The sequence below is a fragment of the Metabacillus sp. cB07 genome (assembly GCF_016839225.1).
GTDB lineage: Bacteria > Bacillota > Bacilli > Bacillales > Bacillaceae > Bacillus_P > Bacillus_P indicus.
In genome coordinates this window covers 3,685,480-3,706,286 of the sequence record NZ_CP069296.1, presented here as the reverse complement: position 1 = coordinate 3,706,286, position 20,807 = coordinate 3,685,480, and the positions used below count along the sequence as shown (strand labels likewise).

General features: G+C 45.4%; 19 protein-coding genes, 1 tRNA gene and 1 pseudogene. 18 read left to right on the top strand and 3 right to left on the bottom strand.

What is annotated here, in order from left to right:
- Positions 1–117 precede the first annotated feature (117 nt).
- The 7 genes from JOJ89_RS18985 to JOJ89_RS18955 all read left to right on the top strand — a co-directional run bounded on the left by JOJ89_RS18985 (position 118) and on the right by JOJ89_RS18955 (position 6,687).
- Entirely contained in the window at positions 118–1,587 is a 1,470-nt protein-coding gene (locus tag JOJ89_RS18985) for a tetratricopeptide repeat protein (protein ID WP_203289013.1), read from the top strand.
- A gap of 101 nt (positions 1,588–1,688) precedes the next feature.
- Positions 1,689–2,639: a thioredoxin-disulfide reductase gene (trxB, locus tag JOJ89_RS18980; RefSeq protein WP_203289012.1), complete on the top strand. Its 951-nt coding sequence runs from the start codon at positions 1,689–1,691 to the stop codon at positions 2,637–2,639.
- A gap of 346 nt (positions 2,640–2,985) precedes the next feature.
- Entirely contained in the window at positions 2,986–3,444 is a 459-nt protein-coding gene (locus JOJ89_RS18975) for an 8-oxo-dGTP diphosphatase (protein WP_029284610.1), read from the top strand.
- A 57-nt stretch (positions 3,445–3,501) separates the two neighbouring features.
- Complete coding sequence (rapZ, locus tag JOJ89_RS18970; RefSeq protein ID WP_029284608.1) at positions 3,502–4,389, top strand: RNase adapter RapZ; 888 nt, start codon at positions 3,502–3,504, stop codon at positions 4,387–4,389.
- Positions 4,389–5,348 carry a gluconeogenesis factor YvcK family protein gene (locus tag JOJ89_RS18965; RefSeq protein WP_203289011.1) on the top strand — a complete coding sequence of 320 codons (960 nt, stop codon included), beginning with the start codon at positions 4,389–4,391 and terminating at the stop codon, positions 5,346–5,348. Before rapZ ends, JOJ89_RS18965 begins: the two co-directional genes overlap by 1 nt.
- A gap of 106 nt (positions 5,349–5,454) precedes the next feature.
- Positions 5,455–6,405 carry a DNA-binding protein WhiA gene (whiA, locus tag JOJ89_RS18960; RefSeq protein ID WP_203289010.1) on the top strand — a complete coding sequence of 317 codons (951 nt, stop codon included), beginning with the start codon at positions 5,455–5,457 and terminating at the stop codon, positions 6,403–6,405.
- A 24-nt stretch (positions 6,406–6,429) separates the two neighbouring features.
- Positions 6,430–6,687 carry an HPr family phosphocarrier protein gene (locus tag JOJ89_RS18955; protein ID WP_029284602.1) on the top strand — a complete coding sequence of 86 codons (258 nt, stop codon included), beginning with the start codon at positions 6,430–6,432 and terminating at the stop codon, positions 6,685–6,687.
- An 857-nt stretch (positions 6,688–7,544) separates the two neighbouring features.
- On the opposite strand, the gene clpP is transcribed toward JOJ89_RS18955, so the two are convergent.
- Both clpP and JOJ89_RS18945 read right to left on the bottom strand, forming a co-directional pair.
- The gene (gene clpP, locus JOJ89_RS18950) at positions 7,545–8,144 is read right to left on the bottom strand and encodes an ATP-dependent Clp endopeptidase proteolytic subunit ClpP (protein WP_029284600.1); all 600 of its coding nucleotides are present in this window, start codon (positions 8,142–8,144) and stop codon (positions 7,545–7,547) included.
- Between the two features lie 188 nt (positions 8,145–8,332).
- Positions 8,333–9,352, bottom strand: coding sequence for an STAS domain-containing protein (locus JOJ89_RS18945; RefSeq protein ID WP_029284599.1), 1,020 nt, complete (start codon positions 9,350–9,352; stop codon positions 8,333–8,335).
- A 214-nt stretch (positions 9,353–9,566) separates the two neighbouring features.
- Between JOJ89_RS18945 and JOJ89_RS18940 the strand changes: the two genes are divergently transcribed.
- The 3 genes and pseudogenes from JOJ89_RS18940 (at position 9,567) to JOJ89_RS21185 (ending at position 10,868) form a co-directional block, all read left to right on the top strand.
- Positions 9,567–9,642, top strand: a tRNA-Arg gene (locus JOJ89_RS18940).
- 200 nt (positions 9,643–9,842) lie between these two features.
- A pseudogene (locus JOJ89_RS21190) lies at positions 9,843–10,361 on the top strand (peptidoglycan recognition protein family protein); the annotation flags it as partial.
- A gap of 111 nt (positions 10,362–10,472) precedes the next feature.
- Entirely contained in the window at positions 10,473–10,868 is a 396-nt protein-coding gene (locus tag JOJ89_RS21185) for a peptidoglycan-binding domain-containing protein (RefSeq protein ID WP_242524719.1), read from the top strand.
- A gap of 169 nt (positions 10,869–11,037) precedes the next feature.
- Here the strand turns inward: JOJ89_RS21185 and yvfG are convergent, their stop codons facing one another.
- Complete coding sequence (yvfG, locus tag JOJ89_RS18930; protein ID WP_029566923.1) at positions 11,038–11,256, bottom strand: protein YvfG; 219 nt, start codon at positions 11,254–11,256, stop codon at positions 11,038–11,040.
- A 78-nt stretch (positions 11,257–11,334) separates the two neighbouring features.
- Here yvfG and rpoN point away from each other — a divergent pair, with 78 nt between their 5' ends.
- The 8 genes from rpoN to eno all read left to right on the top strand — a co-directional run bounded on the left by rpoN (position 11,335) and on the right by eno (position 20,153).
- Complete coding sequence (gene rpoN, locus JOJ89_RS18925; RefSeq protein WP_203289007.1) at positions 11,335–12,651, top strand: RNA polymerase factor sigma-54; 1,317 nt, start codon at positions 11,335–11,337, stop codon at positions 12,649–12,651.
- Positions 12,652–12,662: 11 nt separating this feature from the next.
- A complete protein-coding gene (locus JOJ89_RS18920; RefSeq protein ID WP_203289005.1) occupies positions 12,663–12,920 on the top strand; it encodes a glutaredoxin family protein in 258 nt (85 codons plus the stop codon).
- A 198-nt stretch (positions 12,921–13,118) separates the two neighbouring features.
- Positions 13,119–14,147 carry a sugar-binding transcriptional regulator gene (locus JOJ89_RS18915; RefSeq protein WP_029284589.1) on the top strand — a complete coding sequence of 343 codons (1,029 nt, stop codon included), beginning with the start codon at positions 13,119–13,121 and terminating at the stop codon, positions 14,145–14,147.
- A gap of 53 nt (positions 14,148–14,200) precedes the next feature.
- Positions 14,201–15,208 (top strand): type I glyceraldehyde-3-phosphate dehydrogenase, encoded by a 1,008-nt coding sequence (gene gap / locus JOJ89_RS18910; protein ID WP_029284588.1) that lies wholly within the window; start codon positions 14,201–14,203, stop codon positions 15,206–15,208.
- A gap of 124 nt (positions 15,209–15,332) precedes the next feature.
- On the top strand, positions 15,333–16,517 hold the full coding sequence (locus JOJ89_RS18905; RefSeq protein ID WP_029284587.1) for a phosphoglycerate kinase: 1,185 nt from the start codon (positions 15,333–15,335) through the stop codon (positions 16,515–16,517).
- Positions 16,518–16,545: 28 nt separating this feature from the next.
- Positions 16,546–17,307, top strand: a complete 762-nt coding sequence (gene tpiA / locus JOJ89_RS18900) for a triose-phosphate isomerase (protein ID WP_029284585.1) — start codon at positions 16,546–16,548, stop codon at positions 17,305–17,307.
- Positions 17,300–18,835 carry a 2,3-bisphosphoglycerate-independent phosphoglycerate mutase gene (gene gpmI / locus JOJ89_RS18895; protein ID WP_029284583.1) on the top strand — a complete coding sequence of 512 codons (1,536 nt, stop codon included), beginning with the start codon at positions 17,300–17,302 and terminating at the stop codon, positions 18,833–18,835. The genes tpiA and gpmI overlap by 8 nt, the downstream gene beginning before the upstream one ends.
- A gap of 25 nt (positions 18,836–18,860) precedes the next feature.
- Positions 18,861–20,153: a phosphopyruvate hydratase gene (gene eno / locus JOJ89_RS18890; protein ID WP_203289004.1), complete on the top strand. Its 1,293-nt coding sequence runs from the start codon at positions 18,861–18,863 to the stop codon at positions 20,151–20,153.
- Positions 20,154–20,807: the final 654 nt, after the last annotated feature.

Sequence of the window (20,807 nt, the reverse complement as noted above, 5' to 3'; positions counted from 1 at the left end):
GCGCTGTTATTTTGACCATGATAGGACAAGAGCTTTTAATTTTTGCCACCTGCTATGTTGTACTTCCCCAGTGTGGTATACTAACCTACGGCAGAAGTAAAGAAATGGAGGATTTCAGTGGGTAAACAATCAACCAACAGTGAACAGAAAGCGCAGATTGTCCCTTTCTTCCAAGACGGACAGTACTTTTACCGTAAGGGCATGAAAGCCTATCGGGAGCGAGACCTATTAAGAGCGGGCAAGTGGATTGAGCGTGCCATAAAGCTTGAGCCGGATCATATCGTGATGCTCAGCCAGCTTGCAGCCATCTATACCGAACTTGGAAAATATCAGCAATCAAACGAGCTTTTAACATATATTCTAAAAAACCTTGATAGCGAGTTATCAGAGTGCCATTACTTTATGGCCAATAATTACGCGCATCTGGGTCTTTTTCATGAAGCCTATAAATGTGCGACAGAATACCAGACTAAGGAGCCGAACGGCGAGTTTATCGAAGAAACGGAGGATCTTCTTGAGCTTTTGACAATTGAAAGCGCGGATGAGGAGGATCTGTTTTCTGATTCAGACGAACTGATCGTGAAGCAGGATGCAGCAAAATCCCTGCTTGAGAACGGAAAGCTTGAAGAAGCGATTGTCCTGCTGAAGGAAATTACGGCAGACTTTCCTGAGTTCTGGTCGGCTTACAACAATTTATCCCTGGCCTATTTTTACATGGGAGATGTCGAGCGGGCGAAAGAGCACCTGGATATGGTGCTGGACAAAAATCCCGGCAACCTTCATGCATTGTGCAACTTAATGGTGTTTTATTATTATGAGCGCCAAGATGACAAAGTGGAGGAGCTCGCGCAGCGCATGGGGAGAATCCACCCGATTCTGTTTGAACACAGATATAAGCTTGGTGCGACATTTGCTCTTGTCGGACAGTACGAGCTTGCTTATAAATGGCTGAAGGCGATCTACAGACAGGGGTTTGACGGTGATGAAACGTTTTACTACTGGCTTTCTTATTCCGCTTATTTTACCGGAAAAGAACAGTTTGCCAGAAGCTGCTTTGACCGCGTTCTTGAGATGAATCCCGAAAAAGAGGGATCAGAGCCGTGGACTAAAGATACAGTGTCAGTGGAGCGGCCGATGACTATGCCGATTGAAGAGCGTCTGCTGGCCATCTTTTTAGCAGCTGAAACGAATCAGCCAGATCAAATTCAGGTTTTTAAAACATCAAAAATTCCCCAGTCTGCATTCGAAAGAGAGTTTATGGATCTTGCAATTGCGCATGTTAATGGGGAGATTAAAAAAAGCGTGTCTGAGAAATCCAGATTCACCTACCAGGCAGCACAGGTTCTCTTCAAAAACAACGAGGGTCTGAATGAAGGACTTTACTTGTTTTTCTTTAAGACGGCTCTGAAAGCAAAACGAGAAGAGCTGCCTTTAACCAACCATCTTGCATGGGCAGGAGCACTTGAGTATGTATGGAAGAAGGAAAACGGCTATAAAGTGACACAGACGGAAACGGCTAAGCAATACTCCATATCCGGCAAAACCCTGTCCAAATATTCAGCTTACATCCGGAACCTCTGGTCGTGAGCAAATAAATGGCATGAAATCCTTATCTTTTATAGGATAGAAGTATGGGAGCAACGTCCCGTATACGAATGATTTGTGCGAATCCAAGGAGTGATTGAACGATGTCTGAAGAAAAAATCTATGATGTCATTATTGCCGGTGCAGGACCTGCCGGAATGACAGCAGCTGTATATACGTCAAGGGCAAATCTTTCAACATTGATGATTGAGCGCGGCGTGCCGGGCGGCCAGATGGCCAATACGGAAGATGTTGAAAACTATCCGGGTTTTGACCATATTCTCGGACCGGACCTTTCAACAAAGATGTTTGATCATGCGAAGAAGTTCGGTGCTGAATATGCTTACGGAGACATTAAAGAAATTATCGACGGCGAAGAATACAAAACCGTTGTTGCCGGAAGCAAGCAGTACAAAACGCGTGCCGTCATTATCTCAACAGGTGCCGAATACAAAAAAATCGGCGTTCCGGGCGAAAAAGAGCTTGGCGGACGCGGCGTTTCCTACTGTGCGGTATGCGACGGCGCATTCTTCAAAAACAAAGAGCTGATCGTTATCGGCGGAGGTGACTCTGCGGTTGAGGAAGGTGTGTACTTGACACGCTTCGCATCTAAAGTAACAATCGTTCACAGACGCGATGAGCTGCGCGCTCAAAAAATTCTGCAGCAGCGCGCGTTTGATAACGAAAAGGTTGATTTCATCTGGAATCATACGGTGAAAGAAATCAATGAAAAAGACGGCAAGGTAGGAAGTGCCACCCTTGTTAATACGGAAACCGGTGAAGAAACAGAAATGAAAACAGACGGCGTGTTCATCTATATCGGCATGCTGCCGCTTTCTAAACCATTCCAGGCGATCGGCATTACAAACGAAGAGGGCTATATTGAAACAAACGACCGCATGGAAACAAAGGTGCCGGGTATTTTTGCAGCAGGCGATATCCGTGAAAAATCCCTTCGTCAAATTGTTACAGCAACAGGCGATGGATCTATTGCAGCCCAGAGTGCACAGCATTACGTAGAAGAACTGATGGAAAAAATCAAAGCCGGAAACTAAATGACGTTAAAGCTTTAAACAAGTTCATAAAAACGTAACTCTGTTTTAACTCTCCTGTAACACCACTGAAATAATTATGGGGTACTATATAAATAGTAATTGACCCCCTTTTATAAATATTTTTTGAGTACGGGCGCCCTTTCCCGTGCTCCTTTTTTTTGTCCAAAAAACTGAAACATTCCTTCGTACAAGCCGTATATATACATAAGTGCTATTTCCAGCAGAAAACAAGAAAATAAAATGGTGCCTGGAGCCCCCGTTCATTGTGGGGCTGTGCGCAAAATAGTATAATAAAAAGGAAGAAAAACAATGACGGCCTGCCGATTAAATCCAGAGGTGAAGAGTTTTGCAAAGAGTGACGAATTGCGTATTAGTACAGGACGATAAAATTCTTCTCCTGCAAAAACCGAGAAGAGGATGGTGGGTGGCACCCGGCGGAAAGATGGAGCAGGGTGAATCAATTAAAGACACTGTCATACGGGAATATCGCGAAGAAACAGGCATATATTTAAAAAACCCAAAAATCAAAGGCATTTTTACCTTTATTATTAAAGAAGGAAATGAAATTGTTTCCGAATGGATGATGTTTACGTTTTTCGCTACTGAATTCACGGGCGAAAATGTGGACCAGTCCGAAGAAGGAAAGCTGAAGTGGCATTCACTTGAAGAAGTCGCAGAGCTTCCGATGGCTCCGGGAGATCATCATATTCTTGAATTCATGATGAAGGGGGCAGGCTTGATCTACGGCACGTTCACATATACTCCTGATTTTGAACTGCTTGCCTACCGCCTTGATCCGCAGTAGTCTGCTTAGACATACAAATATATACACGTAACGAGAATGTGAGAGGAGGCAATCAAAATGAGTACAGGCAGTGTTCAGGACATTAAAATGGTCATTATTACAGGCATGTCCGGAGCTGGAAAAACAGTAGCGATTCAGAGCTTTGAAGATCTTGGCTATTTCTGTGTGGATAATCTTCCGCCGACGCTGCTGCCTAAATTCCTTGAACTGATGAAAGAATCGGGTTCAAAGATGAACAAGGTTGCCCTGGTAATGGACCTCAGGGGAAGAGAGTTCTTTGAAAGTCTGTTCCAGGCGCTTGATGATATAGCTGAGACAACGTGGATCAGCCCGCAGATCCTGTTCCTCGATGCAAAGGATGCAACTCTTGTGACACGCTACAAGGAGACACGGAGATCCCATCCGCTTGCAACGACAGGTCTGCCGCTTGAAGGCATCAAAAATGAGCGGGAGCTGCTTGAGGAACTGAAAGGCCGTGCACAGCTTATTTTTGATACATCACAACTGAAGCCGCGCGAACTCAGAGAAAAAATTCTGAAGCAGTTTGCGGAAGATGCCGAGCATACCTTCTCGGTCAATGTGCTTTCATTTGGTTTTAAATACGGGGTGCCGATTGATGCGGATCTGGTTTTTGATGTCAGATTCCTCCCAAATCCCCACTATATCGACCATATGAGGCCAAAAACAGGACTTGAAGAAGAAGTGTCCTCTTATGTCCTAAAGTGGACGGAAACGCAGAAGTTCCTTGAAAAAGTGCTTGATCTGCTGACGTTCATGCTGCCTTACTACAAGCGGGAAGGCAAGAGCCAGCTTGTTATTGCGATCGGGTGCACAGGCGGACAGCACCGTTCGGTCACATTGGCGGAACACATTGCGAAGCATTACAAAAACGATTACCAGACGCACGTATCACACCGTGATATTGAGCGCAGAAGCCGTCATTAATGACAGCACCTTCTAAACGGCCAAATGTAGTCATCATCGGCGGGGGAACCGGTTTATCTGTCCTTCTGCGGGGCTTAAAGGTATACCCTGTGGATATTACAGCGATTGTGACTGTAGCAGATGACGGCGGAAGCTCTGGCCGGCTCCGCGATGAACTGAGTATTCCGCCGCCAGGTGACATACGCAATGTGTTAGCTGCGCTCTCAGATGTGGAACCCCTTGTTGAAAATTTGTTTCAGCACCGCTTCAATAAAGGCAACAGCCTGACTGGGCACTCTCTTGGGAACCTGATCCTTGCCGCCATGACGAACATCACGGGAGATTTCTTCCACGCGGTCACCGAGATGAGCAAAGTGCTGAATGTCCGGGGAAAAGTCCTTCCGGCTGCAAACAAAAGCGTTGTGCTTCATGCAGAGATGGAAGACGGCACCATCGTCTCCGGTGAATCAAAAATTCCTTACTCAGGGAAAAAAATCAAACGGGTCTTTCTTTCACCCGAAACGATTGAGCCCCTTGAGGAAGCAATTGACGTCATCCGGAAGGCAGACCTGATTCTTATAGGACCGGGAAGTCTTTATACAAGTATCCTGCCGAATCTGCTCGTGCCAAAACTCGGTGATGAAGTGTGCAAGGCGAAAGCCAAAAAAGTGTATATCTGCAATGTGATGACACAGGCCGGTGAAACCCTTGATTACACAGCATCTGATCATGTAAGAGCACTCAATGACCATATGAAATGCAAGTTCATCGATACAATATTAGTGAATGATGAAGTGATTCCTGATATGATGAAAGCATTATATGCAGAAGAACTGGCAAAACCGGTAAACTATGATCTCGAGGCACTCCGTGAACTGGGGCTTGAAATTGTCCACGATAAGATTGTCTCCTATGAAAATAACGTCATCCGGCATGACACCGTAAAGGTAGCAAAGCTCCTGTATGAGATGATTACTTGATAAGACCCAGGCTTTCCGCGGAGCCTTTCCTGACAATCCGCGGAAAACGGCAAAAAAATAAAGAGTGCAAACGAATGCATTCATACTGATTGGAGGGTGCAGAACGATGTCTTTTGCTTCTGAAACAAAAAAAGAACTGACTAACATAGAACTTAAACCATGTTGTTTAAAAGCAGAACTGTCTGCACTCATCCGGATGAATGGCTCTCTTTCTTTTTCGAATCGAAAATTGATTCTAGATATTCAGACTGAAAATGCAGCAATAGCCAGAAGAATTTATACTCTCTTAAAAAAGCAGTATGACGTTTCTGTTGAACTGCTTGTCCGGAAAAAAATGCGTTTGAAAAAGAATAATGTCTATATCGTTCGGCTGATAGAAAAAGCCCGTGAAATTTTGGAGGATTTAAGCATCCTTGGGGAGAATTTCACCTTTATTAGAAGTATTTCAGAAGATCTCGTTAAAAAGAAGTGCTGCAGAAGATCGTATATCAGAGGGGCGTTCCTTGCTGGAGGTTCAGTGAATAATCCTGAGACATCCTCGTATCATCTGGAAATTTTCTCTCTGTACAAAGAGCATAATGATGCACTGTGCGAGCTGATGAATGTTTTTAACCTGAACAGCAAAACACTTGAGCGGAAAAAGGGGTATATCACCTATCTCAAGGAAGCGGAGAAAATCTCCGAGTTTTTGAGTATCATTGGAGGCCATCAGGCGCTGCTGCGTTTTGAGGATGTACGCATTGTGAGGGATATGAGAAACTCCGTAAACAGGCTCGTCAATTGTGAAACCGCTAACTTAAACAAAACAATTGGTGCTGCAATCCGCCAGGTTGAAAATATTAAATACATTGATGAAAAAATGGGTCTTGAAGCTCTGCCTGATAAATTAAGCGAAATTGCAAGGCTGCGGGTAGAGTACCAGGATGTCACGCTGAAAGAGCTCGGAGAAATGGTTTCGAGCGGCAAAATCAGCAAATCAGGCATAAACCACCGCCTGAGAAAATTGGACGAAATTGCAGAACAGCTTAGAAACGGCCAGCCGGTAACAATCAAATAAAAGGGGAAAGCAGAGGGGATTTACATGGCTCAAAAACAGGTCGAAGTTCGTTTGAAAACAGGCTTACAAGCACGTCCCGCAGCATTATTTGTACAAGAGGCCAACAGGTACGCATCAGATATCTTCCTTGAGAAGGATGGAAAAAAGGTTAACGCAAAAAGCATCATGGGGCTCATGAGCCTTGCCATCAGCTCAGGATCAACCGTCACACTGATTGCAGAAGGCCACGACGAAAACGAAGCACTCGAAGTTTTAACAGAATACGTAAAGCAGGAAGCATAAAAACGGCCTTTGGGCCGTTTTTTTTATGGTGCAAGTTTAGCTGCGGGTGCCTGACCTGGTCCAGTGGAGCAAACTAACTGCCGAATGGCCAAGATCTTGCTAGGAAAAGAGGTAGTTTGCGCCTGTATGGGGATTTGGTAGTAAATCGGGGATAGTTGGTAGATACGCAATTAAAGTTGGTTGTAAAATGCTTGAAGTTGGATGTATTACACTCATTGTTGGATGTAACGCACTAATCTTTGTAAATCAGGACTGCGCAGGTGCCTGATTTAGCTGCTGAACAAGTCCAGTGCACCAAACCAACTGCCGAATGGCCAAGATCTTGCTAGAAAAAGAGGTAGTTTGCGTTCGTATGGAGAGTTGGTTGTAAATCAGGGAAAGTTGGTAGATACGCAATCTAAGTTGGTTGTAAAATAGGCGGAGTTGGTCGTATTGCGCTGATTGTTGGATGTAACGCACTGACCTCTGTTAATCCGGACTGCGCAGGTGCCTGATTTAGCTGCCTGAACAGATCCAGACAGTAAATCAACTGCCAAATGCCCAAGATCTTGCTAGAAAAAGAGGTAGTTAGAGCTTGTGCGGAGAGCTGGTAGTAAATCGGGGAAAGCTGGTAGATACTCAATCAAAGTTGGTTGTAAAATGCTCGAAGTTGGAAGTATTGCACTGATTGTTGGATGTAACGCACTGATCTCTGTTAATCCGGACTGCGCAGGTGCCTGATTTAGCTGCTGAACAAGTCCAGTACAGCAAATCAATTGCCATATGCCCAAGATCTTACTAGTAAAAGAGGTAGTTTGCGTTCTTATGTAAAATCCAAATAAAAAAAGAACGGCACGATGCCGTTCTTTTTACACTTCTTATTTTTTGTCTGCTAACGTATTGCGGTCCATGACTTTGTCAATCAGGCCGTACTCAAGTGCACGCTCTGCTGTCATGAAGTTGTCGCGGTCTGTGTCGCGCGCAATGACTTCAATTGGCTGGCCTGTACGGTCTGCAAGAATCTGATTAAGCTTGTCGCGAAGGAAAAGGATGCGTTTTGCAGCAATCTCAATTTCCGTAGCCTGGCCTTGCGCTCCTCCAAGAGGCTGATGGATCATGACTTCAGAGTTTGGAAGGGCATAACGCTTGCCTTTGGCGCCTGCTGCAAGAAGGAATGCTCCCATAGAAGCTGCCATACCGATGCAGATTGTTGATACTTGCGGCTTAATGAACTGCATTGTATCGTAAATGGCCATACCGGCAGTGATAGATCCGCCAGGACTGTTAATGTAGATGGAAATGTCTTTCTCCGGATCTTCTGCTTCTAAGAATAAAAGCTGAGAAACGATTGAGTTTGCAACGTTATCATCAATTCCGCTTCCAAGCATGATGATGCGGTCTTTTAGAAGACGTGAGTAAATGTCATATGCACGTTCACCGCGGTTTGTCTGTTCAATAACTGTAGGAATTAAATTCATCGTATTTCCTCCTTTAAAGTAAAGGTAAATTTATGTACTCTCATCATACAACTAAGGTCAATAAAGGTCAAACGAAACGCTGCCGCCTGAGCATGTTTAAGGCCCCTCTTATGTATATGTCAGAGCTAGTGACTGTAACCATGTTACCCAATTTTTCTTTTTTTCAAACGATTGAGAAGAAGAGGGTACTATTTTCTTGAAATATGCAGTCCTTCCTGCGCCAAGGCGTAGTGAATGCCGTGTTTCAGCGTAGAGAGGCAGGGAATGTTCTGCATCTGATACCGGGAGCTGACAATTTTCATGCTTAGCTCAGGAGAAATGCCGACTAAGATGCACGATGTTCCAAGAAGAGCGGAAGCCTGGACAAGCTTTTGAAGCAAGTCTATTGTAAACTCGTCCACTTGAGAGATGGCTGTCAGATCCAGAATGAGGAACGTCGCTTTATACTCTGGCAGGTTTGAGAGAGTTTTTGTTAAAAGTTCCTCAGCCCTCGCTTCGTCGTATCTTCCAATCATCGCAAGGACGATGATGTTGTCCAGAACCGGGATAATTGGAGAGGAAATCTCTTTCACAAGATCAACAAGATCTGCAGTCCGCTTAGCAACACTTTGTTCGAGTGCAAGCATGTCAGCCCTTTCCTGCTCCTGGATCAGGGAACGGATATTCCGCTGAGGAGTGATTCCGGAAGGCGAAAATTCAAATTCTGAATAAGGATCTCCGCTTGTCTGGCTTTTCAGCACTCTGTACCAGACCGTTTTCCCAAACAGACCGCTTAAAACACCGGCCCAGTGACCGGCCAGAAACGAGCCTTCCACCGTTTTGCCCTGAGCTTTGTTCACCTTATACTCCCAGCCGTTTTCAATTCTCACTACAGCTCTGCACTCGTCATAGGACAGGACATCGATCGTGGTCTTACCCCAACCGGCTGTAACATATGTATTCGGCAGGCTCTTCAAAATATCCTCTGTTTTTCCGATTGAACGCTTGTAAAAGTCGCTGACAATTTCACCTGTGCGATAGCCGGCTGTTTCAAGAACCAGTCTTGCGGCATTTTCTCCAGAGATCTCTTCAATTGAATCAAGGAATGTTTTGAAGGCCGTGTTGATCCAGAATAAAACGACTTCATCTCCTTCGAAGTGATAGGCTGCCTGCTTTAAATCCCAATCGAAAGAGGAACCGTTAACATTTATTGAATAGCGGTCAGTCATAGTGTTTAATCTCCTTTATTCAGCTGCTTCTGTCTATAAGCCCTTTACCCTTTATACCGCTGTGATGAAGCCTGTTTTTCTAATCATACAACAGAAGATGCACACCTGTATATTTTGAGAGTACATGAAATAGGCGGCTTTCGTGACACGAAGAAAAATAACGCTTGAAACAGGAAGCGGTTTTGTCGTATAATAGCGCTACTGGCTAATACGTGCGCTCGTAGCTCAGTTGGATAGAGCGGTGGTTTCCGGTACCACGTCTGTCGGAGGTTCGAATCCTCTCGAGCGCGTCAAATTGCAAGAGAGCTGTTCCCATAGGGGAGCAGCTCTTTTTTTATTGGGTTTTTTACACCAGACATTCAAAACTAGCACAAACTTGTCTGTCTCGCGGTCCGGAGCTAGATTTTCCCCAAAACAGGCACATGCCTCAGGATAACAGCCTTTCCCAAAGCTCTCACTCTATCATCTACTATATAAAGGAGTGATAAAAGTGAGTGTTTCTGATAAATATCAGATTGAGCAGCGCTATATACGAATTGGAAACTCGAGACCGGGAACAGGTCTGTCCGGGCCGCTCTTTATTGTTGCACACGAGACCGCCAATAATTCTGCAGATGCAGATGATCATTTTGCCTATTTTAATAATTCACAGCCGAGTGCGTCGGCCCACACATTTATAGATGATGGAAAAATTCTCGAGATTATTCCCCTGAATGAAAAAGCCTATCATAATTTGTATACAAATCCTGAGGACAACCGTCTGTTCGGGGCTGATGCAAATGATGCGGCCATTGGAGTGGAGCTCTGCCGCACGGGGGTTTTCCGTGAGGCATATGACAGGTATGTCTGGTACCATGCGTACCTTTGCCGCAGATTTAATCTCGATCCTTCGACTAAAATTGTCGCACACAGTACGCTTGACCCGCGAAGGCGCACGGATCCTGAAAGCTGGCTTGTACCGAACGGAGTAACGTTCGCGCAGTTTTTAAGAGACGTCCGTGCCTATTATAATGCGTGGGACAAAAGCACGTCTCCGCCAATCAGAGTCCAGCCGCCTGAACGCGAGACGGGCAGTGAAGTTGACACGACGATACTCAGAAGAGGGGATTCTGGAGCAGATGTGACTTTTTTGCAGAGAAAATTGATTTCCCTTGGGTACCCGCTTCCAAGATTCGGGGCAGACGGAACGTTTGGAGCTGAAACGGAGGCGGCGGTAAGGCAATTTCAGCAGGAGCAGCGCATACGTGTTGACGGGATAGTCGGTCCTGAAACATTTGGAAGGCTGAACAGAGCGAAACCGAGGCGTCCGAAACCGTTCCCGGGAACGCTTTACAGACTGAAGAGTCCCTATATGAGAGGCTCCAATATTGGAGAAATTCAAAGGAAACTGGGTGTTCCTGCCGATTCAATCTATGGCCCTGTCACAGCCCAGGCAGTAAGAAATTTTCAGAGAAAAGAAGGAATTAAGGTCGACGGGATCGTCGGTCCTGTAACATGGGCAAGGCTGTTCCGCTGAAAAAACAAAAAAAGCCCCGCCGAGTTTTTCGGCGGGGCATGTTTTTATGGAATGTGAATAGTATGTAAGCAGTCCAGTAAGCCGCACTGGACAAGAAGTGTATGTTGCCGCGCTTGGCGACTCAACATAACCAATGATAAATCATCATCCGCATTTTGTGAACAGGTAATTATTTCAAGGTGGATTTCACCTTATTGTAAGCTTCATCAAGATTTTGAATCCGTTTCAGCACAACCGAATTTTTGGTCAGCTGATCTTGTACAAGAGTTGAAACAACCGAACGGTAATACCGGTTCATCGCATCAAGCTCAGGAATCTGGTTCTCGTTGTGTTTAAGATGTTCTTTAAAATTCTGTACGAAATAGGGAACTGAAAATAATTCGCTCATATTGATCTCTCCTTTGAAGTTTCTTCCATTCAATGATGGACCATTTTCGTGTAAAATGAACAGCAGGGGGAACGATCTATGGATATGAAAGCAGGTTTATTTCAAGAGCAGTCCTTAAAACTGAATATGACACAGGAACTAAAGCAAGCGATTACTCTCCTTCAGTACTCTTCTATGGAACTCGCGTCCTACATAGAGGACCTTACCCTTGAAAATCCCCTCATTGATGTGAAAGACAAGCCTGATTCAGGCGTATTGTATCATACCTCGGCCCTCAAAACGGCAAATGCCTCAAAAAAAGGAGACTTGCTTGAAAATGCAGCGAGCAGGACGGCGACTCTGCAGCAGCATCTGGAATCTCAGCTGCTTGGCATGAAGATGCAGCCTCAGGAGAAAAAAGCGCTGCACATTCTGATCCAGGCCCTGGATCCAAACGGGTATATAGAAGAAGATCTGCAGGTGCTGGCAGAACGATTCAGCATCAGCGAAGATGAACTGCAGCTTCAGCTGGAAAATCTTCAAAAGCTTGATCCTGCAGGTGTGGGAGCCAGAAATCTGCAGGAGTGCATCTACCTTCAGCTGCTGCGGCTGCCTGAGCGCAACCAGACAGCAGAGCTGATTATCCGCGATTATTTTTATCTTTTTGCCGAAAAGTCATGGAAAGAGCTTGCGAAAAAAACGAAACTGGAACTGAAAGAGATACAAAGTGTGCAGGACTTTATCCAAAAGCTGCATCCCCGTCCAGGCCTTGCTTTTCATCATGCCCATGACAGCTACATTGTGCCGGAGCTGATCGTAAAGAAAATCGGCGGAGAGTGGCAAGTGATGTATAATGAAGAGAGTTCACCTAAAATCGGGGTGAATTCTTCGTATGAAGCTGCCTTTTCATCCACTGATGATGCAGATGTGAAGCAGTATCTTTCTTCTAAACTCAATCAGTGCAAATGGCTGATGAAAACACTGAATCAGCGGAAAGCGACCATGCTGAAAGTGATGCATGAAATTCTCAGAAGACAGACGGACTTCTTTGAAAAAGGCGGGCATTTTTTGAAACCGCTGACACTAAAAGCCGTCGCGGATGTGATTGACGTGCATGAGTCAACGGTAAGCCGAACGGTCAGGGAGAAATACGTACAGACACCGCATGGTCTGTATGAACTGAAGTTTTTCTTTTCAAATGGCCTTGAGCAGACTTCTCAGGACATAACGTCATCGGCTGTAAAATCACTCATCCAAAAGATGATCGAGAGCGAAAATAAACTGTCTCCGCTATCTGACCAGCGAATTGCAGACACCCTCTCACAAGAACACGGAATCGAAGTTTCAAGACGGACTGTAGCCAAGTACAGAGATCAGCTTGGCATTGCATCTTCATCTGCAAGAAAACGATATTAGGATGTGTTGGAATGATTTTAAACGTGTACTCAAGAGAAGGCTGCCCTCTTTGTGAGGAGGCCATCGTGGAATTAAACGGGCTGAAAGCGGATTTAGACCTGGACATACAGGTCATCGATATTCACTCAGACGATGGTCTGCTCGAGAAGTATCAGCTGATGATACCGGTGGCAGAATGTGACGGAAAAATCATCGGATACGGCCGTATCAGAAAAGAATTAATAAGAAAGCGGTTACTTGAAAAAAAGCAAGAAACAATAGTTGAATAAGCGAATTCACCCTGCTAGAATATGAATTGAAGCAGGGATGATTTTTTTTGCGGACAGTGGGACACAATACGTCATATAGGGACAAATGAAGTCCCGCGATTCTTAGTAAATAAGAAATTTCGTTAAAAAGGTCAGCCGGAATTAGATGCGCAGATTCGTGCATCAAGGCACATTTCTTATTTGAAAGGAATTTATACGATGAGATCACTGATTGAAGTCCAAAAAAAATTATTGCCTGATCTGCTTCTCGTTATGCAAAAACGATATCAGATCCTTCAGTACATAAGACTGATGCAGCCGATCGGCAGAAGAAGCCTTTCATCGAGCCTCGGCATAAGCGAGAGGATTCTCAGGGGAGAAGTTCAGTTTCTGAAAGATCAGAACCTGATTGAGATTTTCCCGGCCGGAATGACGCTGACAAAAGAAGGATCGCACCTGCTTACCGTTTTGGAAGAAGCGATGAAAGATGTTTTAGGTTTAACGTTTTTGGAAAATACATTAAAGGAACGTTTAAACCTGAAAAAGGTTATTGTCGTCTCTGGAGACAGCGATCAATTCTCATGGGTGAAAAAAGAAATGGGAAGAGCTTGCGTCTCATGTATAAAGGAACGTTTGACCGGGAAAAATATCGTCGCTGTCACTGGAGGAACCACGATTGCAGCCGTTGCAGAAATGATGACGCCTGACAGCAAAAACCGCGAGCAGCTATATGTGCCGGCGCGGGGAGGCCTTGGTGAGAATGTAGAGAACCAGGCAAACACAATCTGTGCAAAAATGGCCGAACGGGCAATGGGCAACTACCGTCTGCTCCACGTTCCGGACCAGCTCAGCAAGGAAGCATATCTTTCGATTACAGAAGAGCCTTCCATCAAAGAACTGCTTGCTCTCATTAAATCTTCAAGTATGGTCGTTCATGGAATAGGAGACGCTAAGACAATGGCGGAACGCCGGAAAACACTGCCTGAAGATTACATAAAGATTGAGCAGGGCGAAGCGGTCGCAGAAGCATTTGGATACTACTTCAACCAGGAGGGGGAAGTTGTCCACAAAGTGCAGACTGTCGGCATGCAGCTGAGTGACCTCGAGAAGATTCAAAACGTCATCGCAGTAGCGGGCGGCGCTTCAAAAGCCGGAGCCATCCAGGCTTATCTGAAGCAGGCACAGGGTTCCATCCTGATTACGGATGAAGGTGCCGCAAAAGAGTTAATAAGGGATATTCATCCCTAATTATATAGTTACACAAAAAAATCTCTCACTTATTTAAAGGAGGAAATTTCAACATGGCAGTAAAAATTGGTATTAACGGTTTTGGACGTATCGGACGTAACGTATTCCGTGCAGCACTTAAAAATCCTAACGTGGACGTTGTAGCAGTTAACGACCTTACAGACGCTAACATGCTTGCTCACCTTTTAAAATATGACTCAATTCATGGCAGACTAGATGCTGACGTGAAAGTAGACGGAAACAACCTTGTTGTTGACGGCAAAACAATCCAAGTATCAGCAGAGCGCGACCCTGCTAAACTTTCTTGGGGCGAGCGCGGAGTAGAAGTTGTTGTTGAATCAACTGGTTTCTTCACTAAGCGTGCAGACGCTGCTAAGCACTTGGAAGCTGGCGCTAAAAAAGTAATCATCTCTGCTCCTGCAACAGATGAAGACATCACAATTGTTATGGGTGTTAACCATGACAAATATGACGCTGCAAGCCACGATGTTATCTCAAATGCATCTTGTACTACGAACTGCCTAGCGCCATTCGCTAAAGTTCTTAACGACAAATTCGGCATCAAGCGCGGTATGATGACAACTGTTCACTCATACACAAACGATCAGCAAATTCTTGATCTTCCGCACAAAGACTACCGTCGTGCGCGTGCTGCAGCTGAAAACATCATCCCAACTTCAACTGGTGCAGCTAAAGCAGTATCTCTAGTATTGCCTGAGCTAAAAGGCAAATTGAACGGCGGAGCTATGCGTGTTCCAACTCCAAACGTTTCTCTAGTTGACCTTGTTGCTGAACTTAACACAAACGTAACAGCTGAAGAAGTAAATGCTGCATTCAAAGAAGCTGCAGAAGGCGACCTTAAAGGAATCCTTAACTACAGCGAAGAGCCTCTTGTATCAGGCGACTACAATGGTGACCCTGCTTCTTCAACAATCGATGCTCTTTCTACAATGGTTATGGAAGACAGCATGGTTAAAGTTATCTCTTGGTATGACAACGAGTCAGGCTACTCTAACCGCGTAGTTGACCTTGTAGACTACATCGCTTCTAAAGGACTTTAATTCTTAAGTCGCACGAAGTTTGGTTTTAACCTAAAACTAACGATATAATGAGTGCAAAGGGGAAGGGGAATACAGCCCCCTCCCTTTTGTTTTGTATTTCCAATAAAAGGAGGAATTCCTGAAGATGAACAAAAAGTCAGTAAGAGACATCGATGTAAAAGGCAAAGTGGTTTTCTGCCGTGTAGACTTCAACGTGCCGATGAAAGACGGCAAAGTAACAGATGACACACGCATTAACGCAGCTTTACCAACCATTCAGCACTTAACAGAGCAAGGTGCAAAAGTTCTTTTAGCAAGCCATCTGGGCCGTCCAAAAGGCCAGGTTGTTGAGGAGCTTCGTTTAAATGCAGTTGCAGAGCGTCTTCAAGAATTGCTTGGTAAAAATGTTGCAAAAGCTGACGAAGCTTACGGCGACGCTGTAAAAGCGAAAATCTCAGACATGCAGGAAGGCGACGTGCTTCTTCTTGAAAACGTCCGTTTCTACGCTGGCGAAGAGAAAAACGACCCTGAGCTTGCAAAAGCATTTGCAGAGCTTGCCGATGTTTATGTAAATGACGCATTCGGAGCAGCACACCGTGCACATGCATCTACTGCAGGCATTGCTGAGCACATTCCGGCAGTTGCAGGATTCCTTATGGAAAAAGAACTCGAAGTACTTGGAAAAGCACTTTCCAACCCTGAGCGCCCGTTCACAGCTATCATTGGCGGAGCAAAAGTAAAAGATAAAATTGGTGTCATTGACCACCTTTTAGATAAAGTAGACAACCTGATCATTGGCGGCGGACTTGCTTACACGTTCATCAAAGCACTTGGACATGAAGTAGGAAAATCTCTTCTTGAAGAAGACAAGATTGACCTTGCTAAAACGTTCATGGAAAAAGCGAAAAAGAACGGCGTAAACTTCTACATGCCGGTTGATGTTGTGGTTGCAGATGATTTCTCTAACGATGCAAACATCAAAATCGTTCCAATCGACAGCATTCCAAGCGACTGGGAAGGCCTTGATGCCGGACCAAAATCACGCGAAATCTACGCTGATGTCATTAAAAACTCTAAGCTTGTTATCTGGAACGGTCCTCTTGGCGTATTTGAACTTGATGCATTTGCTGAAGGTACAAAAGCGGTGGCAGTAGCGCTGTCAGAAGCTGAGAATACATACTCAGTCATCGGAGGCGGAGATTCTGCAGCGGCAGCAGCAAAGTTCAACTTAGCTGACAAAATGGATCACATCTCAACAGGCGGCGGAGCTTCACTTGAATTCATGGAAGGCAAAGAACTTCCTGGAGTCGTCGCGCTAAACGATAAATAATTCTTGTTAAGTTAGGATGGTGTACACAATGAGAAAGCCAATTATCGCAGGCAACTGGAAAATGAACAAAGTCATGGGCGAAGCAGCAGCTTTCATTGAAGAGGTAAAAGGTCTTGTGCCTTCTGCTGAGAAAGTGGATGCAGTTGTATGTGCTCCTGCTCTTTTCTTAGACCGCCTTGTAGAAGCAGTAAAAGGCACAGATGTAAAAATCGGTGCTCAAAACATGCATTTTGAGGAAAGCGGAGCATTCACAGGCGAAACAAGCCCTGAAGCTCTTAAAGATCTTGGCGTATCCTACGTCATCCTCGGCCACTCTGAGCGACGCGAAATGTTTGCTGAGACGGACGAATCTGTCAACAAGAAAACGGCCGCTGCTTTCAAGCACGGTCTGACTCCGATTGTCTGCTGCGGCGAAACGCTTGAAGAGCGTGAAGCTGGAAAAACAAACGACCTTGTTGCTGATCAAGTAACAAAAGCTCTTGCAGGACTAACTGACGAGCAATTAAAACAAGTTGTCATCGCTTATGAGCCAATCTGGGCAATCGGAACAGGCAAATCTTCATCTGCTAAAGATGCAAATGACGTATGCTCTCACATCCGCTCAGTACTCGCTGACAAATTCGGAAGCGAAGCGGCAGAAGCAATCCGCATTCAATACGGCGGCAGCGTAAAGCCGGGCAACATCAAAGAATACATGGCTGAATCAGATATCGACGGAGCATTAGTCGGTGGAGCGAGCCTTGAGGCACAATCTTTCCTTCAGCTTCTGGAGGCAGGAAAGCATGAGTAAAAAACCGGTCGCCCTCATTATCCTTGACGGTTTTGCCCTGCGCAATGAGGAAAAGGGTAATGCGGTTGCACACGCGAAAAAGCCAAACTTTGACCGTTACTGGGATCAGTACCCTCATGCAACGCTGACAGCAAGCGGCGAAGCAGTCGGACTTCCTGAAGGCCAAATGGGCAATTCAGAGGTAGGTCACTTGAACATCGGTGCCGGCCGCGTTGTGTATCAGAGCTTAACACGTGTAAACGTGGCTATTCGCGAAGGCCAGTTTGAGAAAAACGAAACCTTCCTTTCTGCCATGAACCATGTGAAAGAAAACGGAACAAACCTTCACGTTTTCGGTCTTTTATCAGACGGCGGCGTTCACAGCCATATTGATCATCTTTATGCGCTGCTGAGACTAGCTAAAGAAGAAGGCGTGAAAAACGTGTATATTCATGGTTTCCTTGACGGCCGTGACGTTGGTCCTCAAACAGCTGAAGGCTACATTAAAGAGCTGAATGAGAAAATTGAAGAATATGGTGTGGGTGCAATCGCAACCCTTTCAGGACGCTACTATTCCATGGACCGCGACAAGAGATGGGATCGTGTGGAAAAAGCTTACAAAGCCATGGTCTACGGCGAAGGCCCGACCTACACAGATCCTCTTGACTTAGTTGAGGATTCATATAAAAATGGTATTCATGATGAGTTCGTTCTTCCTTCTGTGATTACAAAAGAAGACGGCTCACCAGTAGCAACAATCAGCGACAACGATGCGGTCATTTTCTATAATTTCCGCCCGGACCGCGCGATTCAAATTTCAAATACGTTCACAAACGAAGATTTCCGTTCATTTGACCGTGGACCAAAGCATCCGAAAAACCTTCATTTTGTCTGCCTGACTCACTTCAGTGAAACAGTTGATGGCTATGTTGCTTTTAAAGCAACAAACCTTGACAACACACTCGGTGAAGTTCTCTCGCAAAACGGGTTAACCCAGCTTCGGATTGCCGAAACGGAAAAATACCCTCACGTAACGTTCTTCATGAGCGGCGGACGTGAAGCGGAATTCCCGGGTGAAACACGCATTCTTATTGATTCACCGAAGGTTGCAACCTATGACTTGAAACCTGAGATGAGCGCCTACGAAGTAACGGACGCGTTGCTTGGCGAAATCGAAGCGGACAAGCATGATGCAATCATCCTGAACTTTGCAAACCCTGATATGGTTGGACACTCAGGTATGCTTGAGCCAACTGTAAAAGCCATTGAAACGGTTGATGAATGCCTCGGCAAGGTTGTCGATGCAATCATTGCAAAAGGCGGAACAGCCATTATTACAGCAGATCACGGGAACTCTGACGAAGTGCTTACACTTGAAGGAAAACCAATGACTGCACACACGACAAACCCGGTTCCTGTAATTATCACCAAGGAAGTTTCAGGCCTGAGAGAAGACGGCATTCTCGGCGATTTGGCGCCAACCGTGCTCGACCTGCTTGGAGTAGACCTTCCGAAAGAAATGACAGGCAAAACGTTAATCAAAAAATAACCATTTAAAAGGAGAGAAATTTAATATGCCATACATTGTTGATGTATTTGCACGCGAAGTATTAGACTCACGCGGTAACCCGACAGTAGAAGTAGAAGTACACACAGAAACAGGTGCAATGGGACGCGCATTGGTTCCATCAGGCGCATCTACAGGTGAATACGAAGCAGTAGAACTTCGTGACGGCGACAAATCACGCTACCTTGGAAAAGGCGTTCTTAACGCAGTTAAAAACGTAAACGAAGTAATCGCTCCAGAACTACTAGGTTTCGACGTAACTGAGCAAGTTGCAATCGACCACCTTCTAATCGAGCTTGACGGCATGGAAAACAAAGGTAAATTAGGTGCGAACGCAATCCTTGGCGTATCTATGGCAGCAGCTCGTGCAGCAGCTGAATTCCTTGGACTTCCACTTTACCAGTACCTTGGCGGATTTAACGCTAAAACATTGCCAGTACCAATGATGAACATCATCAACGGCGGCGAGCATGCTGACAACAACGTTGACATTCAGGAATTCATGGTAATGCCTGTTGGCGCTGAAGATTTCCACGAAGCTCTACGCATGGGCGCTGAAATCTTCCACAGCCTGAAATCAGTTCTTCAAGGCAAAGGCCTTAACACAGCTGTAGGTGACGAAGGCGGCTTCGCTCCAAACCTTGGATCTAACGAGGAAGCTCTTCAAACAATCATCGAAGCAATCGAAAAAGCAGGCTACAAACCAGGCGAGCAAGTTATGCTTGCAATGGACGTTGCAGCTTCTGAGATCTTCAACAAAGAAGACGGCAAATACCACCTTACAGGTGAAGGCGTCGTAAAAACATCTGCTGAAATGGTAGACTTCTACGAAGACCTAGTTTCTAAATACCCAATCATCTCAATCGAAGACGGTTTAGATGAAAACGACTGGGAAGGACACAAACTTCTGACTGAGCGCCTTGGCGAAAAAGTTCAGCTAGTTGGTGACGACCTGTTCGTAACAAACACGAAAAAACTTTCTGAAGGAATCGAAAAAGGAATCAGCAACTCAATCCTTATCAAAGTTAACCAAATCGGTACCCTTACAGAAACATTCGACGCAATCGAAATGGCTAAACGCGCTGGCTACACAGCAGTTATCTCTCACCGCTCTGGTGAAACAGAAGACAGCACAATCGCTGACATCGCTGTAGCAACAAACGCTGGCCAAATCAAAACAGGTGCACCATCACGTACAGACCGTGTTGCGAAATACAACCAGCTTCTTCGCATCGAAGACCAGCTTGGCGACACAGCTCGTTACGATGGCATCCACACTTTCTACAACCTTAAAAAATAAGGATAGCTATAAGCTGAAAACCGCCCCGGAGACTTTGGTCTTGGGGCGTTTTTTTTTGTAATTCATTGTTGGTGGATAAGTTTTTAGAGTGAAGATCGTGTGAGCTGAGATTACAAGTTGGTGCTGCTGTGGCTTTTGAATTGAGTTAAGACGGGGATAGCAGCAGGAACTTGGGGAAGCTCCGTCCTGAAAGTGCGCCAAGTCAGAGTTAGCAGCATAAAGTGAGTAGAGCACGAGCTTGAAAGTGTTGTAACCCAGAGTTAGCAGCACAAAGTGAGTAGAGCCCGGTCCCGAAAGTGTTCTAAGCCAGAGTTAGCAGCACAAAGTGAGTAGAGCCCGGTCCCGAAAGTGTTCTATGCCAGAGTTAGCAGCACAAAGTGAGTAGAGCACGGGTCTGAAAGTGTTCTAACCCAGAGTTAGCATCACAAAGTGAGTAGAGCCCGGTCCCGAAAGTGTTCTAAGCCAGAGTTAGCATCACAAAGTGAGTAGGGCCTAGGCCCGAAAGTGTTCTAACCCAGAGTTAGCAACATAAAGTGAGTAGAGCCCGGTCCCGAAAGTGTTCTAACCCAGAGTTAGCAGCACAAACTAGGTAGAGCTCAGGCCCGAAAGTGTTCTAAGCCAGATTTAAACTAATAAGAAAGTGCTCCAAATGAA

Excerpts from the sequence above, each read along its gene's own strand:
- JOJ89_RS18965 (WP_203289011.1), top strand. The coding sequence starts at position 4,389 with ATGACAGCACCTTCTAAACGGCCAAATGTAGTCATCATCGGCGGGGGA.
- trxB (WP_203289012.1), top strand. The coding sequence starts at position 1,689 with ATGTCTGAAGAAAAAATCTATGATGTCATTATTGCCGGTGCAGGACCT.
- JOJ89_RS18915 (WP_029284589.1), top strand. The coding sequence starts at position 13,119 with ATGAGATCACTGATTGAAGTCCAAAAAAAATTATTGCCTGATCTGCTT.
- JOJ89_RS18945 (WP_029284599.1), bottom strand. The coding sequence starts at position 9,352 with ATGACTGACCGCTATTCAATAAATGTTAACGGTTCCTCTTTCGATTGG.
- gpmI (WP_029284583.1), top strand. The coding sequence starts at position 17,300 with ATGAGTAAAAAACCGGTCGCCCTCATTATCCTTGACGGTTTTGCCCTG.
- rapZ (WP_029284608.1), top strand. The coding sequence starts at position 3,502 with ATGAGTACAGGCAGTGTTCAGGACATTAAAATGGTCATTATTACAGGC.
- gap (WP_029284588.1), top strand. The coding sequence starts at position 14,201 with ATGGCAGTAAAAATTGGTATTAACGGTTTTGGACGTATCGGACGTAAC.
- tpiA (WP_029284585.1), top strand. The coding sequence starts at position 16,546 with ATGAGAAAGCCAATTATCGCAGGCAACTGGAAAATGAACAAAGTCATG.
- JOJ89_RS18905 (WP_029284587.1), top strand. The coding sequence starts at position 15,333 with ATGAACAAAAAGTCAGTAAGAGACATCGATGTAAAAGGCAAAGTGGTT.
- JOJ89_RS18920 (WP_203289005.1), top strand. The coding sequence starts at position 12,663 with ATGATTTTAAACGTGTACTCAAGAGAAGGCTGCCCTCTTTGTGAGGAG.
- rpoN (WP_203289007.1), top strand. The coding sequence starts at position 11,335 with ATGGATATGAAAGCAGGTTTATTTCAAGAGCAGTCCTTAAAACTGAAT.
- eno (WP_203289004.1), top strand. The coding sequence starts at position 18,861 with ATGCCATACATTGTTGATGTATTTGCACGCGAAGTATTAGACTCACGC.
- JOJ89_RS18955 (WP_029284602.1), top strand. The coding sequence starts at position 6,430 with ATGGCTCAAAAACAGGTCGAAGTTCGTTTGAAAACAGGCTTACAAGCA.
- clpP (WP_029284600.1), bottom strand. The coding sequence starts at position 8,144 with ATGAATTTAATTCCTACAGTTATTGAACAGACAAACCGCGGTGAACGT.
- whiA (WP_203289010.1), top strand. The coding sequence starts at position 5,455 with ATGTCTTTTGCTTCTGAAACAAAAAAAGAACTGACTAACATAGAACTT.
- yvfG (WP_029566923.1), bottom strand. The coding sequence starts at position 11,256 with ATGAGCGAATTATTTTCAGTTCCCTATTTCGTACAGAATTTTAAAGAA.